The following is a 20,479-nucleotide window of genomic DNA, read 5'->3' on the forward strand; positions in this document are numbered from 1 at the left end:
GGGCGCGGCGGCGTGGCACGCGGAGCTATCGGCGCTGGTGGGGGCGCAGCGAGACGCGGAGGAGAAGGAGTCGCGCGCGGCGGAGGCACTGGCGGCGGCGGCGCCTCGGGCGAAGAAGCTGGAGGAGGTCCGCGCGGCGGAGTCGTTCCGAGGGGCGGTGACGGCGGCGGAGGGGGCGGAGCGTCGGTGCGAGGAAGCGGACGCCACGGGTCGGGTCCGTGGCGCGGAGGTGGAGGAGGCGAAGGCTCGGGCGGCTCAACTGCTGGGGGCGTTGCGGGTGGCGGAGGAGGGGAGGCAGGAGGCGCGGTCGGCGCAAGAGGTCGCGGCGCCGGCGCTGGAGGCCGCGGCGGAGCTGGATGCGCGGAGCGTGGCGGCCGCGCGTGACGCGGAGGAAGCGCGGGCGCGGGCGCGGGTGTCGGAGGACGAAGCGGCGAAGGCTCGGGCGGTGCTCGAGGAAGTCGTGGTCCGCGAGGAGGCCGCGCGGGTGGCGGGAGAGGGGGCTCGGGTCTGGTTGTTGGAGAAGGCCCACTGGGAGGCGCTCGCGAGGGAGTGGCCTCGCTGGCAGCGCGAACTGGAGCGCTACGAGGTGGCGCTGGGTGAGGGGAAGACGGCGCGGGCGGCCGTGGAGGAGCTGCGCGGGGACGTGGATTTGCTGAAGGACGCGGAGCGTCTGAGGCGTCAGGAGCGGGACTCGGCGGCGGAGGGCGAGGCGCGGGCGCAGGCGGCGGCGACGCATGCGGAGACCTCGTTGGGGGAGGGGACGGGCGTGGAGCGGCGGGTGCTGCGGGAGTCACTGCTCGCGAGGCAGGAGACGCTGCGCGCACTGGAGCTGGCCCGGCAGGGCCTGTGTTCGGGAGAGGCCGAGGCGCGAGAGGCCGCGCGTGAAGCGGCGGTGGCGCGGGAGGAATCGGAGTCCGCGTCGGTCGCGGTGCGGGACTCGGCGGTGCGGCGGTTGGAGCGTGAAGCGGCGCTGAAGGAAGCGCGCCGTGCGCTGTCCGTGGCGGAGGCGACACAGGGGCATGCGGCGCAGCGGGCGCTGCTTCGCGAGGGCGAGGCGTGCCCGCTGTGTGGTGCCACGGAGCATCCGTATCGGCATGAGGTGCCGGCCCTGGCGGGGTTGGTGGCGGAGTCCGCCGCGCGGGTGGAGACGCTGGAGTCCGAGCGGAATGAGTGCTCTCGCGAAGAAGTGGATGCGAGCGCGAGGCAGGCGGCGGCGCGAGCGCGAGTCACCCAGGCGGAGTCGCGGCGAGAGGGCGCGGCGGCCCGCTGTGGAGAGCACCGTGACGCGTGGGCGCGGGGCCGCGAGCAGTGGCGGCGGGTGCGGACTCAGGGCTCGGCGTCTTCGGGAGGTGGGCCGGGACTCAGTGCGCGAAAGGGTGTTGTCGGGGCCCATGACTCCGAGTCGCCGGGCGGCGAAGAGGGTGCGGGAGTTCGTGACGCCACATCGGCCCCGGGAGTCGCCAGCGCGCGTGATGCCGCGTCTGCTCCCGAAGAGGGCTCGGGCCCGGAGGCGAGCGTCTGGCTGGAGGCGATGGTCGCCGAAGTCCAGGCACGGCTGTCCGCGCTGAAGTCCGAGGAAGAGGCGGCGGAGGGACTGGCCCGGACGGCGCGCGAGGCGAGAGCGGCGCTGGAGGCACAGCGCACCCGACGTGAGGTGGCGGCCGATGCGCTCCGGCGCGCGGAAGAGTCCTTCACGCGAGTGGAGGGCGCGCTGAAGGAGGGGCTGGCCCGGATGGAAGCGGCGGACGCGACGGTGCGACAGGTCCTGGCGGACGTGTCCCCCATCTTCGCCGCGGATGCGGGATGGGAGGCCAAGCTGGAGGCCGCTCCGGCGGACTTCCGCCAGAAGTGCGGCAAGCGCGTCTCCATGTGGAAGGAGCGCGAGGACATCGTCCAGAAGGCGAAGTCTCGGGAGGACGAGGAACAGCGACACCGTGCTCACGCGCAGGGCTTGCTGGAGGTGAGCGCTCGCCGTGCCGAGGAGGACGCCGCTCAGGCGACGCTCAAGGGTCAGGCTCGGGATGCAGCGGTGCGGGCCCGCGCCGCGCTGCTGGAGGGCCGCCCCACGGAGGAGGTCCGCGCGGAGCTGCGCGCGAAGCTGGAGTCGGCGCTGGCGGCCTACGAAAAGGCCCGCGTGTCAGCCGAAGCGGCACGACAAGCCGAAGGGGTGGCGCTGGCCCGCGCGGAGGATGCGGCACGCGACCTCACCCGTGCGCGGGAGTCCCGCGAGTCGGCGCGGAAGGAGCTGGAGCAACGGCTGGCGGCCCAGGGTGTGTCGCTGGACGTGGTGAAGGCGCTGCTGGCGAACGATGCCGCGTGGTGCGAGGCGGAGGCTCGGGCGCTGGCCGTGCTGCGCGAGGCCCAGGCCCAGGCGCGAGCGGTGCGCGACGAGCGACGTGAGCGGCGCACGGGCCACGAGTCGAGCGGACCGCCCCGCTTGTCGGAGGAGGAGGCGACCACTGCACGCGAGCACCTGGGAGGGGACGTGGAGGTGCGGCGCCGAGCCGAGGCGATGCTGCGCGCGAAGCTGGAGGCGGACGACGCGGCCCGTGCCCGTCACGGCAGCGAGGCCCAGGCGCTGGCGGAGCGCAGGCGTGCGGGCGAGGTGTGGAAGGCGCTGGGTGACCTCATCGGCTCGCATGACGGCAAGCGCTTCAAGGTCTTCGCCCAGAGCCTCACGCTGGACGCGTTGTTGCTGCACGCCAACGCGCACTTGCAAGAGCTGGCGCGCCGTTACCGCCTGATGCGCGTGCCCGGGCATGACCTGGACCTCCAGGTGGTCGACGGGGACATGGGTGACGAGGTGCGTGGCGTGGCCAGCCTGTCGGGTGGCGAGAGCTTCCTGGTGTCGCTGGCGCTCGCGTTGGGGTTGGCCTCGCTGTCGTCGGAGACGACGCAGGTGGAGACGCTCTTCATCGACGAGGGCTTCGGGACGTTGGACCCGGAGACGCTGGAGGTGGCGCTGGCGACGCTGGACGCACTCCAGGCCACGGGGCGACAGGTGGGCATCATCTCCCACGTCTCGGGGCTCGCCGAGCGCATCGGTGTGCAGGTGCGCGTGGTGAAGCAGGGCGGTGGCCGCAGCCGGCTGGTGGTGGAGGGCGACCTGGGCCTGCCGTACGTCGCGGTTCAGCAGCTCGCGTGAGGTCCAGGCCTCACACGCCCGTGCCCATCAACCCGCGCACCACGGCGGCCACGGCCAGCGGCGTGGCCACGCGGTCATCGGAGAGGGCGGCGAGGGCCCGCGCGAACTGCTCCGCGGAGCCGAAGCGCTGCGAGGGGTGAGGCGCGAGCGCGCGGTCCAGCACCAGCGCGAGCGCGTCCGACACCTCCGGCACCTGCATCCGCACGGGCTTCACCCGGCCCCCCCGGATGGCGGACTCCACCTCCTCACCGGGGCCGGAGGGGAAGGGCGACTCCAACGACAGCAGTTCGTACAGCAGCACCGCGGTGGCCCACAGGTCCACCGCCACGGACACCTCGCCCGCCAGCAGCTCCGGCGAGCGGTAGTGCTGCTTGCCCAGGCGTCGCGCGTCGAGCGCCATGCCCGCCCGTGAGCGAGCCACGCCGAAGTCCGCCAGCTTCACCTCTCCAGTTCGCGACAGCAGCACGTTGTGCGGGGACACGTCGCAGTGCACGACACCCAGCGGACGGCCCGTGGTGCTCGTGGCCTGGTGCGCGTGCGCGAGGGCCTCCAGCACCTGCCGGACGATGAGCACGGAGATGTCGATGGGCAGCTCGATGCGCCGCCGTCGGCACTGCGCCAGCACGCGCCCCAGGTCCGGCCCCTCCACCAGCTCCAGCGCGAGGTAGCCCCCGTCGGGCAGCTCTCCATACTCGACGAAGCCGACGATGTGCGGATGCCGCAGACACCGGGCCAGCTCCGCTTCATGCAGGAGCTGCTCGTGCGCCTCGTCGTCGTGCGCGCGCTCGGGGCGCACGCGCTTGAGCGCCACGTGCTCTCCGGCCCGCGCGCCGTGCTTCACGCGCGCGAGGAACACCTCCGCCATGCCGCCGCGTCCCAGGCGGGACAGCAACTCGAAGCGGCCACAGTCCCTCGGCCAGGTCTCCTCCACCACGTCCATGACTCAGCTCACCCCACCCACCAGGCTCGCCAGGTAGCCGTCGAGCGTCCGGGAGAAGGTGACGTCGTCACTGAGGAACGCAAGCCCCACGCCGCCGCTGTAAGGGTCATCCAACACGTGCACCACCACCGCCTCGCCCTGCAGATGCTCCCCGTTGGGCAGCTTCACGTCCACGGTGACGACGCTGTCGGGCGGAGGCCGGTGCGCGGTGCGCACGAAGAGGCCGCCGTTGGAGATGTTCAGCGCGTGCTCCCGCACGAAGTCCAGCTCGGTGCGGAACTCCAGCTCCAGCCGCACCGCGAACCGGCGCCCCCGGCGCTGGGGACCGCCCGTTGGCGCGGAGGGCACGCGGCGTGGATCATCCTCCGACGTGGGCACGGCGGCGGGACTCGGTGGCGCCGAGGGAGCAGGAGCCGCGGGTCGCGAGGCCAGCGCGCTCACGTGCTGCTCCAGCGCCCGTGCCGCGGCGGTGCGCTCCTCGCCCCCGTAGGCCTTTCCTCCCGCGAAGATGCTGTTGCGAAGCGCGTCGCGCTCCGGCTTGGGCAGACGCCACAGCTCCACGAAGGTGCCGCCGCTGCGCTTCACCTCGTCGGCGAGCCGCTCCACCGCGGCACGCGGATAGCCCGGGGCCTCCACCTTGAGCTCGATACCGGCCTGCTCGGCCTGCACGGAGACGACGAGCTGCATCGATTGCGCGGAGGGCAGCAGTTCGCCAAGCCCCTCCACCACCGCCGCGGCGCGTTCTGGTGAAGCCCCTCTATTCCACAATGCCGCGAGACCGAAGACAGGCACGAAAGAGACGATAACCGACGCTTCCCACCCCGCGAACAGTGTTCGCCAACAGTCATGCCGCAATCCGTCCATGAGGTTGGACAGAGAGCATACGAAGAGCGACGAAGAACTCGTACCGAGGGGAATAGTCACTGACCAAAAGGCGCAGGTCTTCATAGACTTCAGGTTCCCCCTGACTCATCCCAACCCCCCCGGAGTCAGGGAAATGGAGTCGAATGATGCGTACGTCCTTCACCCGGCTCATCGCCTGCGTGCTCGTGTCAGCTTCGTTGCTGGCTGGCTGCGGCGGGTCGGACCCCGAAGACCCCACTCCGCCCGGCAATGAAGATGCGGGTACGACCCCAGACAGTGGAACACCGCCCCCGGAGGATGCGGGCGTCGAGCCTGACCCGGACCCGGATCCAGGTCCGGTGCCCACGGATGTCGACGACAGCAAGAACCCCACCAAGGACTCCGACTGCGACGGCCTCACGGACGCGGAAGAGTTCGCCAATGTCTATGCCGGCGGGTTGAAGACGGACCCGGGTCGGCGTGACACCGACGGTGACGGCATTCGTGACGGCGTCGAAGTGGGCCGCACCTCGAGCATCAACACCACCTGTTCGTTCCGCGCGGACCTGGACCCGGACTCGCGCACCTCGCCGGTGAAGGCGGACACGGACGGCGACGGCATCCCCGACGGCCTGGAGGACACCAACCGCAACGGCGCGAGGGACCCGGGTGAGACGGACCCCAACGCCCTCGACTCGGATGGTGACGGGCTGAAGGACGGCGAAGAGGACGTCAACCACAGCGGCACGGTGAGCCCCGGCGAGACGGACCCGCGCAAGCGCGACACGGATGGCGACGGCCTGTCGGATGGTCAGGAGCGGACCATGGGCACGGACCCGCTCAAGCCGGACACGGACGGCGACTCGTGCAGCGACGGCGAGGAGGACCGCAACCGCAACGGCGTGCGGGACAGCGGCGAGACGGACCCGAAGGTGGCTGACTGCGCCGCCTCCATCCCCGACGCGGACTTCGACGGCATCCCGGACGCGGTGGAAGTGGCCACCGGCACGAACAAGGACAAGGCGGACACGGACGGTGACGGCCTCGACGACGGCGTCGAGGACGAGAACAAGAACGGCAAGGTGGAGGCGAACGAGTCGGACCCGCGCTTGACGGACACCGACTGTGACGGCCTGCAGGACGGCGCGGGCCGCGATGGCTTCCTGGGTGAGGACGGCAACGGCAACGGCAAGGTGGACGCCAACGAGACGGACCCCACCAACCCGGACACGGACGGCGACGGCCTGCGCGACGGCCTGGAGCGTGGTGTGACGACCGCCGCGGCGCCGCGCAAGGACTGCGGCTACGCGGGCGACGCGCACCCGAGCAGCACCACGAGCCCCACGACGGCGGACTCGGACGGTGACGGCATCGCGGACGGCGCGGAGGACGCGAACCAGAACGGCCAGGTGGACGCGAACGAGCTGGACCCGAAGAACCCGGCGGACGGCGCGCCCAACACGCCGGCGGGCCAGGCCTGCCGCGCGAACAACCTGCGGCCCGTCACGTTCAAGGAGGACAACGGCGCGGACGTGCGGCTCGCGCTGCCTGCCACCTTCAAGGACGCGAACATCACCAACATCACGGTGGCTGGCGCCACGGTGGGCGTCATCGGCTGGGACGACACGAAGCAGGTGACGCTGATTGCGTACAAGCGTGGCGCGGTGGGCGGCTCCATCACCCCCGCGGGCGACGAGGCGGGCATCCGCGGTGCCTCGTTCAACACCGCGACGAGTGACTACGCGCAGACCTTCAACACCTGGGACGGCTACGCCGCGCTCGCGGCTCGCTACTCGCTTGCGGGCGGCGAAGACCTGAAGGCTCGCACCAACTCGCTGGTGCGGTCGCTGGTGCCCAGCAGCGCCGGTTCGCTCGCGGGTTCGGCGGGAATCACCGGTCCGTTCACCATCCAGGCGCAGTACGTCCACCGCTCCAACGACAGCGTGCTGGTGGTCATCGCCATCACCCCCACGTCCCGCTACAACGAGGCGGGCAGCCTCTTCTCGCTGGCGGACACGGCGGGCGGCTCGGCGCTGGCGCAGTTCGGTGACGCGGACGCGGTGCAGTGCGAGCTGTTCACCTCGCGCCAGGCGGTGGTGGACTTCCTCTTCGTGGTGGACGACAGCGGCTCCATGGCCAGCTCGCAGCAGTCGCTCGCGGACGCGGCCACGGCCGTGGCGAGCAAGCTGAGCAACTCCACGCTGGACTGGCGTCTGGCGATGGTGACCACGAGCTACACCTCCACCAACAACAACTACGCCAACCGGAACGTGGTGCGCGGCTTCACCCGGAACGTCAACCAATTCCGGGCGTGGCTGACGGAGAACAGCGTCTGCAACGGCGGCCAGTGCAACACCGTCACCATCCCCGCGGGGACCAGCCCCACCACCTGTGCGAACGATGCGTCGTGCTGGGTGAAGGTGGGAGGGTCTCCGGATGAGAAGGCCATGGACGCGGCCCGGGCCGCCATCAACGACAAGCTCGTGCCGGATGGAACGTCCTCGGATACGCGCATCCGTGCGGGCGCCAAGGTGGTGGTCGTCATCCTCACGGACACGCACGACTACTCGACGGACGCCATCGCGACGTTCGAGCAGTACTTCAAGGGCACCGGCACCACGCCGGCGACCAAGAACCCGCTGAACCAGGTCATCCAGGTCCACGGCATCATCTGCCCGCCGGAGCTGGCCACCAGCAACACGGCGACCTGGTGTCACAACCAGGAGGACCCCCGCAACCCGAAGCACCTGGACATCATCCAGGCGACGGGCGGCGTGGTGGGCAGCATCCGCAACTCCACCTCCATCACCACGACCATCAACGGCATCATCGACAGCGTCATCGCGTCGGTGGGCTACCGCACGCAGCAGCCGCCCATCGGCGCGTCGGTGAAGGTGTCGGTGGCGACGGTGGCGGACGCGGTGTCGTGCCCCACGGCGTCGGACCTGCCGCGCAGCCGCACCAACGGCTTCGACGTGGATGGCATCAACCGCACGCTGTCGTTCTTCGGCGGCTGCCGGCCGCAGGCGGACAACACGCAGGCGGCGGTGTCCTACCGCTACTGGAGCGACCGGACGACGAACGCCAACGGCGTGCCGCCTCCTTGCAAGACGGACCCGTATTACGACGCGACGGAGGCGGACTACTGCGACGGCAAGCTCTCCTGCAACCGCACCACGGACAAGTGCGAGTGCCCGTCGGACTGCGGTGGTGTCGGCGCTCCGGGCCAGGTCTGCAACACGGACCCGGCGGTGTGCGCCTACACGTGCGCTTCGGATTGCGGTGGCACGTGCGGCACGTATGAGTCGTGCAACTCGGCGACCTGCGCGTGCTCGTGCGTCCAGACGGCCACGTGCGCGGCGGGCTACAAGTTCGACCCGAGCGTGTGCGCCTGCGCGTGTGACACCTCGTCGCTGAGCTGCGGCTCCACGACGCAGCCGGACGCGGCCTCGTGCTCCTGCGCTTGCAAGGCGGACTGCGGTGGCTGCCCGTCGAACACGGCGTGCAACCCGAGCACCTGCGCCTGCGAAGGCGTCATCGGCTGACGGTGACGTGAAGCGCCGGCCTTCACTCGAGGGCCGGCGTGGCGGAGTGCTTCCTCGGAAGCTGTCTGGGTCCGAGGAAGCCAGGGGCCTGGTGACGAAACGTCGCCGGGCGTCTGGGACCCGGCTCAGGACATGAAGAAGGCCCCGGTGGCGACGTGCCTCCGGGGCCCTCGTGTTTCTGGGGACTCAGCAGGGACGCGCTACCGGCCCGCGGTGAGTCCCGTGGGCGCGGTGGCCGTGCGGAGGATGGGGTAGACGCGGTGCTGGGTGTCGCGAGCGGGGTGGCGCTCGTAGAAGAACCGCAGACGCGCGCGCGGGTCCTTGGCGAAGGCGGGGTCCTTGAGCTTCGCGTCCCACGCGGCCTTCACGGTGGCGTCCCTGGCGAGCAGCTCCCTCGCGAAGGGCTCCAGCACGTAGTCCTCGATGTATTCCTTCTGCTCGAAGTGGGCGTTGAAGAAGCCCCACGCCAGGAGCGAGTCCGGCGCGGACGGCTCCAGCAGGTGGGCCACCATCTCCACACCCGGCTGCGCGGTGGGGACGTACAGCGCGCCGGCGGGAAGTGACTGCGTCTGCTTCTCCCATGCGCCCTTCACCGACAGCGTCTGACGGCCCTCGTTGGACTGGGGACTCCACTTCGCCTCGGTGGCGCGGAACACCTCCACGTCGGTGGCGGGTGTCGGGCGGGACAGGCGCTGGAAGCGCAGGCCGTGGGTGGTGAGCTTCTGGGCCACCCAGGCGGCATGGGACGGCGGCACCAGGTAGCCGCCCGAGGGGATGGAGACGGTGAGGGCGGGCTCCACCTTGTCGAAGTACGGCACGGTCCACACCTGCGGCTTGGAGTCGTCGTAGCGAATCCACGTCTGCCCGGAGACGTCGGAAGCGCCGCGCTCATAGGCGTAGCCCCGGAAGGCGATGGGGTGGCTCTCTGACGTGTTCTTCCACGCGACGACGACGTCGCGCACCTTGCCGGACTGGGCCTCCGCGTCGGCCGCCTTCACGGCGCTCATCATCCCGGCGCCATCGCGGGCGACGAGGCGCAGGAGGCCCGCGACGACGTCGCGCGTGGCCTTCACGCGCTCGGCATAGGGCTTCCACGAGTGCGTCTCCACGAGCACGCCGAACCGGTGGTACGCGGCGGCGTAGGCGTGGCTGAAGCGCGGAGGCGGCACGCCGTAGGCGAAGCCGGACGTCGGGTCATCGTCCTGGATGAACGAGGGGTAGAACTCCAGGGGCTGGTGGCCTTGCGTCTCCAACTCCTGGAACAGCTCCTGGCGCAGCTTCACGCCGAGGGGGCGCAGGCTCTCCGGGCCGGACTTCTGCGGCTCGATGCCGACGGCGACGTCGGGCTCGAACTTGGCGCCGTCGGTGACGTGCAGGTCCGCGTAGACGAGCGCGTCCCAGGAGTGGAGGTAGCGCAGCAGGGCCACCATCTCCGGGCTCTCCGCCTTGGCGTAGTCGCGGTTGAGGTTGAGGTTCTGCGAGGTGACGCGCCAGCCCATCTCCTCGGGGCCCACCTGGTTGGGGCGGTTGTTGCGGCCGAAGCGCTCGTGGCCGTCGACGTTGAAGACGGGGACGAAGACGGCGGTGACACCCTTGAGGACACCCGGCAGCGTCTTGCCGGAGAGGACGTCTCGCAAGAGCGCGAAGCCGGCGTCCTTGCCGTCGATTTCGCCGGCGTGGATGCCGCCCTGGAAGAAGACGACGGGGCGATTCTTCTTCGAGTTGGCGGCGGGGGTGAGGGTGCCGTCGGCGCTGGCGACGAGGGCGAGCATGGGCCGGCCCTCGGGCGTGGTGCCGAACGTGTCGCAGCGCACCTTGCCGGGGTAGGCCTTGGGGAAGGCGCGGCAGAGCGACTCCACCTCGGGGTAGCGGCCGGTGCGTGTCCAGCCGCTCTGCTCGGACGCGGTGGTGAGAGGCGGTGGAGCCTGGGCGAGCGCCAGGGAGAGGGCGGTGGCGAGGAGCATGGCCAACCCACAACACAGGCTCCCGTGGGTTTCAACCGCCTCGCACGGTGAGCGTTCCACCCACCGGTAGGACGTGGACGTGCTCGTGCGGCCAGCCTCGGCGGTTCCACTCGGCGTCCAGGCGGCGGGGCGGTTCGTCGAGCGGCTCGTCGGTGAGCTTGAACGTGCCCCAGTGCATGGCGAGGAACTCCCGGGCGCCGAGTGCCTCGAAGGCGCGGACGGCCTCTTCGGGGTTCATGTGCTGGCGGCTCATGAACCACTCCGGGTCATACGCGCCAATGGGGAGCAGGGCGGCGTCGAGCTTGGGAAAGCGGCGGCCGATTTCCTTGAAGCCATCGAACCAGGCGGTGTCACCGGAGTGGTAGACGCGGGCGCTGGAGCCCTCGACGACGAAGCCGCCCCAGAGCATCTCGTTGGCGTCGTTGAGGCCGCGTCGGCTCCAGTGTTGCGAGGGGACGTAGTGGACGGTGACGGGGCCCACCTGGGTGGATTGCCACCAGTCCAGTTCGGTGACGGCGAGCTTGGAGCCCTTGAACACGGGGGACTGTCCCAGGCCGGTGACGATGGGGGCGCCCACGTCGGTGAGCGTGGGCAGGTCCAGGTGGTCATAGTGGTTGTGGGAGACGAGGCTCGCGGCGATGGGAGGCAGCTTGTCGACGGGGACGCCGGGCGGGACGTTGCGGCGGATGACGACGTTGATGGCGTCGCGCAGCACGGGGTCGATGAGGAGGGACAGGCCGTCGAGTTGGACGAGCCAGCTTGCGTGGCCCAGCCATGTGAGGCGCGCGCCCTCGCCGGGGGCGGGCGGTGTGGCGAGCAGGGCGAGGTCCGGCTCCACGCGAGGGACGGGTGCATGGTCGGGCGACTTGCGGCGGCGGCCGGAGAGCTTGTCGGCCACTGCCCATTTGAAGACGCTGCTGAACGGCTGAGGGCCGCTGCCGTCCAGGTTCTTGAAGCGCAAGGCCATGATGCGTGCTCCTCGAAGGACACCGGAGCGCGGAGCTCCGAGCGTCTGTCATGCTCGCGGGACGGTGCAGTTCGCAAGGGGAATGGAGCCCCTACCATGGTCGACATCACACATCGCACGCTCGAGACGAACGGGATTCGCCTTCATGTCGCGGAGGCGGGGAAGGGGCCACTCGTGCTGTTGCTCCATGGGTGGCCAGAGTCCTGGTACTCGTGGCGGCACCAGCTTCCGGTGCTCGCCGCCGCCGGCTACCACGTCGTCGCGCCGGACGTTCGAGGTTATGGGCGCAGTGACAAGCCGGGGCCCGTCGAGGCGTACAGCATGCGGAACCTGGTGGCGGACTTCGTGGAGCTGCTGGATGCGCTCGGGGAGAAGACCGCGGTGGTGGTGGGGCACGACTGGGGCGCGGCGATGGCGTGGACCTGTGCCGCGCTTCATCCGGACCGCTTCAGGGCCGTTGTCGGCATGAGTGTTCCGCATCTGGGGCGTACGCCGATGCCGCCCACGCAGCTCTTTAAGGCCGTGTTCGGTGAGAAGTGGTTCTACATCCAGTACTTCCAACAGCCCGGTGTCGCGGAGGCGGAGCTGGAGGCGGACGTGTCGCGGACGGTGCGCACCGTTCTGGCGGGCTCCGTCGCGGGCTTCGACACGAAGTCGGAGTTGGTGCGCGCGAGGAAGCAGGGGGATGGGTTTCTCACGGGCATCGAGACGCCCGCGACCTTGCCCGCCTGGCTCACGGAGGAGGATGTCGCGTACTTCGTGAAGGAGTTCGAGGGCAGTGGGTTCCGGGGTGGCTTGAACCGCTATCGCAACATGGACCGGGACTGGGAGGAACTGCCCGAGCTGGCGACGGTGCGAATCGAGCAGCCCGCGTTGTTCATCACGGGAGAGACGGACCCGGGGCGCGCGCTGGCGCCAGTGGAGGTGATGAAGCCGCTGGTGCCGAATCTGAAGGACGTGCTTGTTGTCCCTGGAGCGGGGCACTGGGTTCAGCAGGAGCGTCCCGCGGAGGTCAACGCCGCGTTGTTGTCGTTCTTGAAGTCGCTGCCCGCGTGACGTCGCGGTGGGGCGGGTCTGTCACCAATCGGGGTGGCAGACCCAGGGACTGGAGGGGCGGCGCTGGAAGCAGCGGTAGCCGTCGTCGCAGGTGTTGGGGCCCTTGGGGTCGCAGGGCTGCTCGCAGGCCCAGCCGTCACAGACACGGCCGTCGGGGCAGGGCGGGAAGTCCTTGCCACAGCGCAGCTCACACTCGGACCAGATGCGGTCGGGTAGATGGGACGCGTGCATGAACTCGCACGTCTGGCCTGTGGGGCAGGGAGTTTGTTGGCACTGTGGGCCGAACACCCTGGCGCAGGCGGATGCGCCTTCTTCGTGGCGGATGCAGTGCTGTCCTTCGGGGCAGCCGCTCTTCTCGCAGGTGGGGAGGCAGAGCGGTTCGGGATAGTCGTCCACGCAGAAGAAGTGGGGTGGGCAGGTGTTGGCGTCATCCAGGCTGCACGGTCGTCCGCAGAAGTTTCCTGCACTGGAGCAATGCAGTCCGGGGCCGCAGGCGCCTTCCTGGGTGTCGGAGATCTCCACGCAGCGCTCGCCTTCCTTGCGAATGCCCACGGGCACGCAATAGCGCACCACGGGGTCTTGTCTCGCGGTGGCGAGGAGTCGACAGACATGGCCATCTGGGCACTGCGCATCGGTGAAGCACTGGCTGTCCGCGCAATAGAGCGCGCGAGCGCGCGCATCGAAGAGGCAACCCAGTGGTGGATCGCACCCAACGCGTGTGCCGCAGTTTCGATGGTAGGTCTGGAACCGTGAGCGTTCTTCTGGCGTGAATACAGGACTGACTTGCCGGCCTCTGACGTACTCGGGAAGGTTCGGTTGCAGGAGGCTGCTCGTCGTGAGGACAAGGGGTAGCGGTATCAACAACGCGATGCCTGCCCCCAGCATCGTTCGCACGTTCATTGTTCGCCGCACCTTTGGATGCACGTTTCGCTTTGCTCGCGGCCGCCGTCGCAATAGCGCGTGTAATCGTCCACCGAGCATTTCGTGGGAATGCTCTCCAAGGCATCCTGATGCGCGGCCCGGTCCACGAGGCCGTCACGCCGGTGGACCTCGGGACAGCCCATGACGGCGCAGGACAGCGCACAGACCCAGAAGGTCATCCACGGCATCGCTGTGTCCCCCCGACAGAGGAAACGACACAGGCATTCTACCGAAGGTAGGAAGTCGCGGAGACAACCTGGTTGATGGGGCGAGTGAGACTGTGCACGCGCCGACATCGCTCACCCACACGGCCCCGCACTCCCTTATATAGAGCGCGATGCTTCCCACCTCCGGCTCCACGACTCGCAAGCTGCTGCTCGCCTTCGGTGCGCTGGTGGCGCTGTTCACCGCCGCATCGGGCTTCGCGCTCGCTCGGCTGGCGGACATCCACGACGCCTCGCACGAGCTGCGTGAGGCCGGCGGCCGGGTCCGCGAGGCACTCGAGCTGGCCACCGCCGTGAGAGACCAGTACGCGCATCTGGCCCACACCATCATCCTCGGCAACGCCAGCCACGTTCACTTCCACGAGGAGTCGCGAGCACGCGTCGAGACGCTCACCCGCCGGCTCCGAGAGCAGGCACAGGACGCCGAGGAGCGCGCCTGGGTGGCGGACATCCAGGAGAACGGTGACGCGCTGGACCGGCTGTACCGCGAGACACTCCTGCCCGCCGTGCTGGCGAAGGACCACGCCGCAGTCACCACCGCCCATGGCCGCGCCCTGGAACGCGTCTCCCTCATCCAGGCCCGCGCCGAGGCCCTGGCGCGCCGCTTCGACACCTCCATCGGCTCGTTCGAGGAACACGTCGCCGCCGTCGAGCACACCAGCTTCCGCTGGGCCCTGCTCTTCCTTGGCGGCGCGACGCTGTTCGCCGTGGGCGTGGGCATCTACATCGGCAACTCCGTGGCCCGCCCCGTGGCTCGACTGTCCGAGGGCGCTGCTCGACTCGCCCAGGGCGACCTGGACACGCGCATCCCCGAGGATGACCCGGGAGAACTCGGCCGACTCGCCGCGCAGTTCAACCGGATGACCGATGCCCTGCGCACGCACCAGGCCCAGCTCGTTCAACACGAGAAGCTCGCCAGCGTCGGCCGACTCGCGGCGGGCGTCGCCCACGAAATCAACAACCCGCTCGGCGTCATCCTCGGCTATGTGCGCATCCTCCAACGCAAGGCGGAGGGCGCCCTGGCCGAGGACCTGAAAGTGGTGGAGGAGGAGGCCGTGCGCTGCCAGCAGATTGTCGAAGGGCTCCTCGACCTCTCCCGCCCGGGCCAGGGCCCGGTGGAAATAGTCCCCCTGCGCGAGACGTGTGAGGACGTGGTGGCGAGGCTGCGCGAAGCAGAGAGGCTCGGACAAGTGGACGTGCGCGTGGAGGGCTCGGCGAGCGCGTGGGCCCAGCCGTCGCGGCTGCGCCAGATTCTCCTCAACCTGGTGAAGAACGCCGCGGAGGCAGCCGGAACCGGTGGCACCGTCGAGGTGCGAATCGCGCCCGCGAAGGACGGCGGCGCGAGCGTCTCTGTCTCCGACTCCGGCCCCGGTGTGAAGCCCGAGGACCGCCGCCGCCTCTTCGAGCCCTTCTTCACCACCAAGTCCACGGGCACGGGCCTGGGGCTCGCCGTGAGTCAGGCCATCGCGGAGGCACACGGCGGACGCATCGAGGCGGACACGGGTCCGCTGGGAGGCGCGCGCTTCACGCTGCGGCTGCCCCCCGCGTCGGCGGAGCGGGAGGCCATGGCATGAGCACACAAACCCAACCCGGCGTCCTGGTGGTCGACGACAAGGAGAACATGCGCAAGCTGTTCTCCCGCATCCTCGGAGACGCCTACTCCGTGACGGAAGCCGCCGATGGCGAGCAGGCCATGTCGCTGCTGGCCTCGCGCGACTTCGACGTGGTGGTGACGGACATCCAGATGCCTGGAGCGGACGGCTTCGCGGTGCTGCGCGAAGTGAAGCGCCGCGCGCCCGACACGGAGGTGATTCTCGTCACCGCGTTCGCCAGCATCCCCAAGGCCGTCGAGGCCATCAAGGAAGGCGCCTACGACTACCTCTCCAAGCCGTTCGACCCCGACGAGGTCGCGCTCGTCGTGGCACGTGCGCTGGAGAAGCGACGCCAGGGCCGAGAGGCCGCGGGACTGAAAGCCCGGCTCGCGTCGGCCCCCGAGCTCCACGGGCTGCTGGGCGGAAGCGCGGCGATGCACGCCCTGCACGGCCTGCTCTCCCAGGTCGCGGCGAGGGACCTCACCGTCCTGCTCACAGGCGAGACAGGCACGGGCAAGGAGCTGGCCGCGAGGGCCGTCCACAAGGAAAGCCCCCGCGCCGCGAAGCCCTTCGTGGCGGTGAACTGTGGCGCGCTCCCCGCGGAGCTTGTGGAGAGCGAGCTGTTCGGCCACGCGAAGGGTGCCTTCACGGGCGCCACGGTGGCGAAGCCCGGACTCTTCGAGGAGGCCCACGGCGGCACGCTCTTCCTCGACGAGATTGGAGATCTGCCGCTGCCCGTGCAGGTGAAGCTCAACCGGGCCCTGCAGGAGAAGGAAGTCCGGCGCGTGGGCACCACCGTGCCGGTGAAGGTGGACGTCCGCGTGGTGGCCGCCACGCACCGTGACTTGTCCGCCGAGGTGGCCGCCGGTCGCTTCCGCGAGGACCTCTACTACCGCCTCAATGTGGTGACGGTGCGACTGCCCGCGCTGCGAGAGCGACGCGAGGACGTCCCGCTGCTCGCGATGCATTTCCTGTCCGGCTCGGGACGGTCTGAAGTGGAGAGCTTCACCGCCGAGGCCCTGCGCGCACTCGCGTCCTACGACTGGCCGGGCAACGTGCGACAGCTCGAGAACGCCGTGGCGCGAGCCGTGGCCGTGGCCCGAGGTACACGCATCACCCCAGAGGACCTCCCTCCTGAGGTGGCCACGTCACGCGGAGTCACCTCGGGCGCCACGGCTCCGGGAGTGAGGGCCACCGCCGAATCCCTGGCGAAGCTGCCCTACCGCGAAGCAGTGGACGGCGCCCGCGACACGGTGTCCCGCGAGTACCTCACCGCGTTGATGCAGGAGTTCAGCGGCAACGTCACCCACGCCGCCGAACGCGCCGGCATGGAGCGCGAGAGCCTCCACCGGTTGCTCAAGCGCTACGGAGTGCGCTCGGAGGACTTCAAGCGCTCCGAGTGACGTGCGTCTCAGAACGCCAGCACCATCAGGCCGCCGAGGGATGCGGCACTGCTCTCCGCCTGAAGCGCCCTGCGCGGCGAACCGCACGCCTCAGAACGCCGGAACCACCGCGCCGCCGTACTGGGCCTCGATGAAGCGGCGCACCTCTCCGGACTGGAGCGCCTTGAGCAGCACCCGGACCTCGGGGCGGGACTCGTCGCCCTTCCGGACGACGAGCACATTCGCATAGGGATTGCGCGTGGAGGACTCGCGAGCCAGCACCTTCGCGTCCAGCTTCAGGTGCTTCTGCGCCTCCAGGAAGTAGTTGCCGTTGATGACGGCGGCGGCCACATCCTCCAGCGTGCGCGGCTGCTGCTCGGCGTCGATCTCCCGCAGCTCCAGCTTGCGAGGGTTGCCCACCACGTCCTGTACCGTGGCGACGGCGCCCGCGCCCTCCTTCAGCCGCAACAGGCCCTGGTCCGCGAGCAGATGCAGCGCGCGAGACGCGTTGCTCGGGTCGGACGGAATCGTCACCTGCGCGCCCTCGGGCAGCTCCGCGAGCTGACGGAACTTCGTCGAGTACAGCGCCAGCGGCTCCAGGTGCACCGCGCCCGCGCTGCGCAGGGAGAGCTGACGGTCCGCGGAGAAGCGCTCCAGATACGGCACGTGCTGGAAGTAGTTGGCGTCGAGCTGTCCATCCGCCAGGGCCACGTTGGGCTGCACGTAGTCGGTGAACTCCACCACCTCGATGCGCACGCCGTCACGCAGGGCCACGGGTACCGCGGCGCGAAGAATCTCGCCATGCGGCACCGGGTTGACGCCGATTCTCAGCGTGGGCACTCCGGGCGCCTCGCCGATGGCGGGAGCCTCCGACTTCTTGCAGCCCGTTCCCACGAGCAGCGCGATGGAGACGGCGGCGAAGGCCAGGGGGATGATGAAAAATGATGCAGGTGGCTTCATGGGGTGTGGATTCCGGAGGAGAGGCCGCGGGCAACAGCGTGACCGGGTGGATATTTCAGTCGTGCGCGCGGCCGGAGTGGGGCGAGGTGTGGTCGAAGCGCGAAGCCACTCCATCCCCAAGCCACTGCACGAGCTGCACCAGCGCCAGCAACACGGCGAGGCAGCCCAACATGACGTCGGTGCGGAAGCGCATGTACCCGTACTTCACCGCGAGGTCTCCCAGCCCACCTCCGCCCACGGCTCCCGCCATGGCGCTGTAGCCGAGCAGGCTGATAACCACGAGCGCGGTACCGCGCACGAGAGATGGCAGGGCCTCGGGAATCAGGACGCGGAAGATGACGCGCCGGTGGGTGGAGCCCATGGCGATGGCGGCTTCCACCAGTCCGGAGTCCACCTCGCGCAGTCCCTGCTCCACCACGCGCCCCATGAAGGGAATCGCCGCGACGACCAGCGGAACGATGGCGGCGGTGGTGCCAATCGTGGTGCCCACCAGCAGGCGAGTCAGGGGAACGATGGCCACCATCAAGATGATGAAGGGCACCGAACGCCCCACGTTGACGAGCGTGCCCAGCACGCGGTGCAGCGCCGGGCGCTCCCACAGTCCGCCCCGGTCCGTCAGCACCAGCAGCACTCCCAGGGGCAGCCCCGCGAGCACCACCAACACCGTGGCCACCGACGTCATGTAGAGCGTCTCCAGCGTGGCCACCCACAGCGAATGCGTCAGCTCACCAGGCATGGGCCGCCTCCTCCGACGTCAAACCCTGCTCGCGCAGGAACGCCAGGGCCTGGCTCACCGCGTCCGGAGCACCCGTGAGCTCGAAGAGCAGCCGCCCCACGCGCGCCTCGCCCACGCGCTCCAGCGAGCCCTCCAAGAGATGCGCGTCCACGTCGAAGCGACGCGCCAGGGTGGAGAGGATGGGACGCGTGGAGTGCTCGCCCGACAGTGACAGCTCCACGCGCTGACCGCCCCGAAGGACGGCGCTCTCGCCCGTCGTGAAGGGTGGGTAGCACAGCCCATGCAGATGCGAGCCCGGACGGGAGAGCAGCTCCACCACCTTGCCCTGCTCCACGAGCCGTCCCTGCTCCAGCACGGCCACCGAGTCGCAGATGGCCTTCACCACCTCCATCTGATGCGTGATGAGCAGGATGGTGAGGCCGAGCTGTCGGTTCAAATCCCGGAGCAACGCCAGCACCGAGCGCGTTGTCTCCGGGTCCAACGACGACGTCGCTTCGTCGGACAGCAAGATGCGAGGACGCGGCGCCAGGGCGCGGGCAATGCCCACCCGCTGCTTCTGCCCACCCGACAACCGCGACGGGTAGGTGTCCGCCTTGTCCGACAGGCCCACCAGCGAGAGCAGCTCCGCGACGCGCGCGCGAATCTGCTCGCGTGGCAGCCCCGCCACCTCCAGCGGATACGCGACGTTGGCCGCCACCGTCTGCGAGGAGAACAGGTTGAAGTGCTGGAAAATCATCCCGATGCCCTGCCGCGCCAGGCGCAGCTCATCGGGATTCAGCGACAGCAGCTCCTTCCCATTCACCCGCACGCGGCCCTGGGTGGGACGCTCCAGGAGGTTGACGCAGCGGATGAGCGTGGACTTGCCGGCGCCGCTCTGCCCGAGCACGCCGAACACTTCTCCTGGGTCCACCCGCAGCGACACGTCCTGGAGCGCCGACACCTCGCGCCCGCCCTGCCTGTACACCTTGCTGATACCGCGCAGCTCAATCATCCACCGACTCCCTGCGGTGTGTTCGCCAGCTCTTCGGCGAACGCCGCGAACGAACTCCAGTACCGCTCACCGGTGTCGGGCAGCACGGTGAGCACCGTCTTGCCGGGGCCCAGTCGCCGCGCCACCTGCCGGGCCGCGTGCAGCGCCGCGCCACTGGAGATGCCGACGAGCAGACCCTCCCGGCTCGCCAGCTCCCGCGCGGCGAGGTACGCGTCGACATCCGCGACGTCGATGACCTCGTCATAGACGGAGCGGTCCAGCACCTCCGGCACGAAGTTGGCGCCAATGCCCTGGATGCGATGCGGCCCCGCCTTGCCCTGGGTGAGCAGGGGCGAACGCAGCGGCTCCACGGCGATGACCTGCAGGGACGGGTTCTCTTTCTTGAGCACGCTGCCCGCGCCCGTAATCGTGCCGCCCGTGCCGATGCCCGCCACGAAGGCGTCGAGCTTGCGCACGTCCAGGTCTCCGAGAATCTCCTTCGCAGTGGTGCGCCGGTGAATCTCCGGGTTGGACGGGTTGCGGAACTGCTGCGGCATGAAGCTCTTGTCGCCCAGCTCCTTGATGAGCTCGTCGGCCGCCTCGACGGCGCCGTTCATTCCCTTGGCCGCGGGCGTCAGCACCAGCTCCGCGCCATAGGCCTCCAGGATGCGGCGGCGCTCCACGCTCATGCTCTCAGGCATGGTGAGGATGATGCGGTAGCCCTTCACCGCGGCGACCATGGCCAGGGCCACGCCGGTGTTGCCGCTGGTGGGCTCGACAATCGTCATGCCCGGACGCAGGCGGCCCTTGTTCTCCGCGTCCTCAATCATCGCCAGGCCGATGCGGTCCTTCACGCTGCCACCGGGATTGAAGGACTCGACCTTCGCCAGCAGCGTGGCCGCGTCAGGACCTCCGACGCGCGACAGGCGGATGATGGGCGTGCGGCCAATGAGCTGCGTCACGTCGGGGTAGATGTTGTTGGGCATCCGCGTCTCGGGGTTGGGGCCGGGACTTCGATGCAGCGCCCCGGCGTGTGGGGGAAATGGAACGGCCCGTCTCCAGGTTTCTGGGGGGACGGGCCGGACACGCCTGCGCGCGAAAGACGCTCAGTACGCTCGAACGGACGGACCCGTCGTGACGCGGCAACACATGCCGCGACAACAGGACCCGAACGGAGCGACGAAGCAGAGCATCGGCTTCAGGACGTAACCAATCCGCCGGAGACTGTCAACCC

Annotated in this window: 15 protein-coding genes; 6 read left to right on the forward strand and 9 right to left on the reverse strand. The window is 69.8% G+C overall.

Going from position 1 to position 20,479, the window contains the following annotated elements; all coding sequences use genetic code 11:
- On the forward strand, nt 1-3,145 hold a 3,145-nt coding region (locus tag FJV41_RS23070; RefSeq protein ID WP_141644691.1), incomplete at its 5' end, for an SbcC/MukB-like Walker B domain-containing protein.
- Nucleotides 3,146-3,155: 10 nt separating this feature from the next.
- On the opposite strand, the gene FJV41_RS23075 is transcribed toward FJV41_RS23070, so the two are convergent.
- Both FJV41_RS23075 and FJV41_RS23080 read right to left on the reverse strand, forming a co-directional pair.
- Nucleotides 3,156-4,085, reverse strand: coding sequence for a serine/threonine-protein kinase (locus FJV41_RS23075; protein WP_141644692.1), 930 nt, complete (start codon nt 4,083-4,085; stop codon nt 3,156-3,158).
- A 3-nt stretch (nt 4,086-4,088) separates the two neighbouring features.
- Nucleotides 4,089-4,877 (reverse strand): TIGR02266 family protein, encoded by a 789-nt coding sequence (locus FJV41_RS23080; RefSeq protein WP_141644693.1) that lies wholly within the window; start codon nt 4,875-4,877, stop codon nt 4,089-4,091.
- Between the two features lie 218 nt (nt 4,878-5,095).
- Here FJV41_RS23080 and cglD point away from each other — a divergent pair, with 218 nt between their 5' ends.
- Nucleotides 5,096-8,473 carry an adventurous gliding motility lipoprotein CglD gene (gene cglD, locus FJV41_RS23085; protein ID WP_141644715.1) on the forward strand — a complete coding sequence of 1,126 codons (3,378 nt, stop codon included), beginning with the start codon at nt 5,096-5,098 and terminating at the stop codon, nt 8,471-8,473.
- A gap of 200 nt (nt 8,474-8,673) precedes the next feature.
- On the opposite strand, the gene FJV41_RS23090 is transcribed toward cglD, so the two are convergent.
- Entirely contained in the window at nt 8,674-10,437 is a 1,764-nt protein-coding gene (locus tag FJV41_RS23090) for a M14 family zinc carboxypeptidase (RefSeq protein ID WP_141644694.1), read from the reverse strand.
- Between the two features lie 31 nt (nt 10,438-10,468).
- The gene (locus FJV41_RS23095; RefSeq protein ID WP_141644695.1) at nt 10,469-11,404 is read right to left on the reverse strand and encodes an MBL fold metallo-hydrolase; all 936 of its coding nucleotides are present in this window, start codon (nt 11,402-11,404) and stop codon (nt 10,469-10,471) included.
- A gap of 96 nt (nt 11,405-11,500) precedes the next feature.
- Between FJV41_RS23095 and FJV41_RS23100 the strand changes: the two genes are divergently transcribed.
- On the forward strand, nt 11,501-12,460 hold the full coding sequence (locus tag FJV41_RS23100) for an alpha/beta fold hydrolase (RefSeq protein WP_141644696.1): 960 nt from the start codon (nt 11,501-11,503) through the stop codon (nt 12,458-12,460).
- A 21-nt stretch (nt 12,461-12,481) separates the two neighbouring features.
- On the opposite strand, the gene FJV41_RS53825 is transcribed toward FJV41_RS23100, so the two are convergent.
- On the reverse strand, nt 12,482-13,033 hold the full coding sequence (locus FJV41_RS53825; protein ID WP_246137363.1) for a hypothetical protein: 552 nt from the start codon (nt 13,031-13,033) through the stop codon (nt 12,482-12,484).
- A gap of 36 nt (nt 13,034-13,069) precedes the next feature.
- Between FJV41_RS53825 and FJV41_RS53830 the strand changes: the two genes are divergently transcribed.
- The 3 genes from FJV41_RS53830 to FJV41_RS23115 all read left to right on the forward strand — a co-directional run bounded on the left by FJV41_RS53830 (nt 13,070) and on the right by FJV41_RS23115 (nt 16,600).
- Nucleotides 13,070-13,213: a hypothetical protein gene (locus FJV41_RS53830; RefSeq protein ID WP_174454496.1), complete on the forward strand. Its 144-nt coding sequence runs from the start codon at nt 13,070-13,072 to the stop codon at nt 13,211-13,213.
- A gap of 505 nt (nt 13,214-13,718) precedes the next feature.
- The gene (locus FJV41_RS23110) at nt 13,719-15,179 is read left to right on the forward strand and encodes a sensor histidine kinase (protein WP_141644698.1); all 1,461 of its coding nucleotides are present in this window, start codon (nt 13,719-13,721) and stop codon (nt 15,177-15,179) included.
- Nucleotides 15,176-16,600: a sigma-54-dependent transcriptional regulator gene (locus FJV41_RS23115; RefSeq protein WP_141644699.1), complete on the forward strand. Its 1,425-nt coding sequence runs from the start codon at nt 15,176-15,178 to the stop codon at nt 16,598-16,600. Before FJV41_RS23110 ends, FJV41_RS23115 begins: the two co-directional genes overlap by 4 nt.
- 90 nt (nt 16,601-16,690) lie before the next feature.
- On the opposite strand, the gene FJV41_RS23120 is transcribed toward FJV41_RS23115, so the two are convergent.
- The 4 genes from FJV41_RS23120 to cysK are packed head-to-tail and all read right to left on the reverse strand — an operon-like array spanning nt 16,691 to nt 20,231.
- A complete protein-coding gene (locus tag FJV41_RS23120; protein WP_141644700.1) occupies nt 16,691-17,539 on the reverse strand; it encodes a MetQ/NlpA family ABC transporter substrate-binding protein in 849 nt (282 codons plus the stop codon).
- 55 nt (nt 17,540-17,594) lie between these two features.
- Nucleotides 17,595-18,275, reverse strand: coding sequence for a methionine ABC transporter permease (locus FJV41_RS23125; protein WP_141644701.1), 681 nt, complete (start codon nt 18,273-18,275; stop codon nt 17,595-17,597).
- Entirely contained in the window at nt 18,265-19,266 is a 1,002-nt protein-coding gene (locus tag FJV41_RS23130) for a methionine ABC transporter ATP-binding protein (RefSeq protein WP_141644702.1), read from the reverse strand. The genes FJV41_RS23125 and FJV41_RS23130 overlap by 11 nt, the downstream gene beginning before the upstream one ends.
- Nucleotides 19,263-20,231: a cysteine synthase A gene (cysK, locus tag FJV41_RS23135; protein WP_141644703.1), complete on the reverse strand. Its 969-nt coding sequence runs from the start codon at nt 20,229-20,231 to the stop codon at nt 19,263-19,265. Before cysK ends, FJV41_RS23130 begins: the two co-directional genes overlap by 4 nt.
- Nucleotides 20,232-20,479 lie beyond the last annotated feature (248 nt).

It is taken from the genome of Myxococcus llanfairpwllgwyngyllgogerychwyrndrobwllllantysiliogogogochensis, from assembly GCF_006636215.1.
Taxonomy (GTDB): Bacteria; Myxococcota; Myxococcia; order Myxococcales; family Myxococcaceae; genus Myxococcus; species Myxococcus llanfairpwllgwyngyllgogerychwyrndrobwllllantysiliogogogochensis.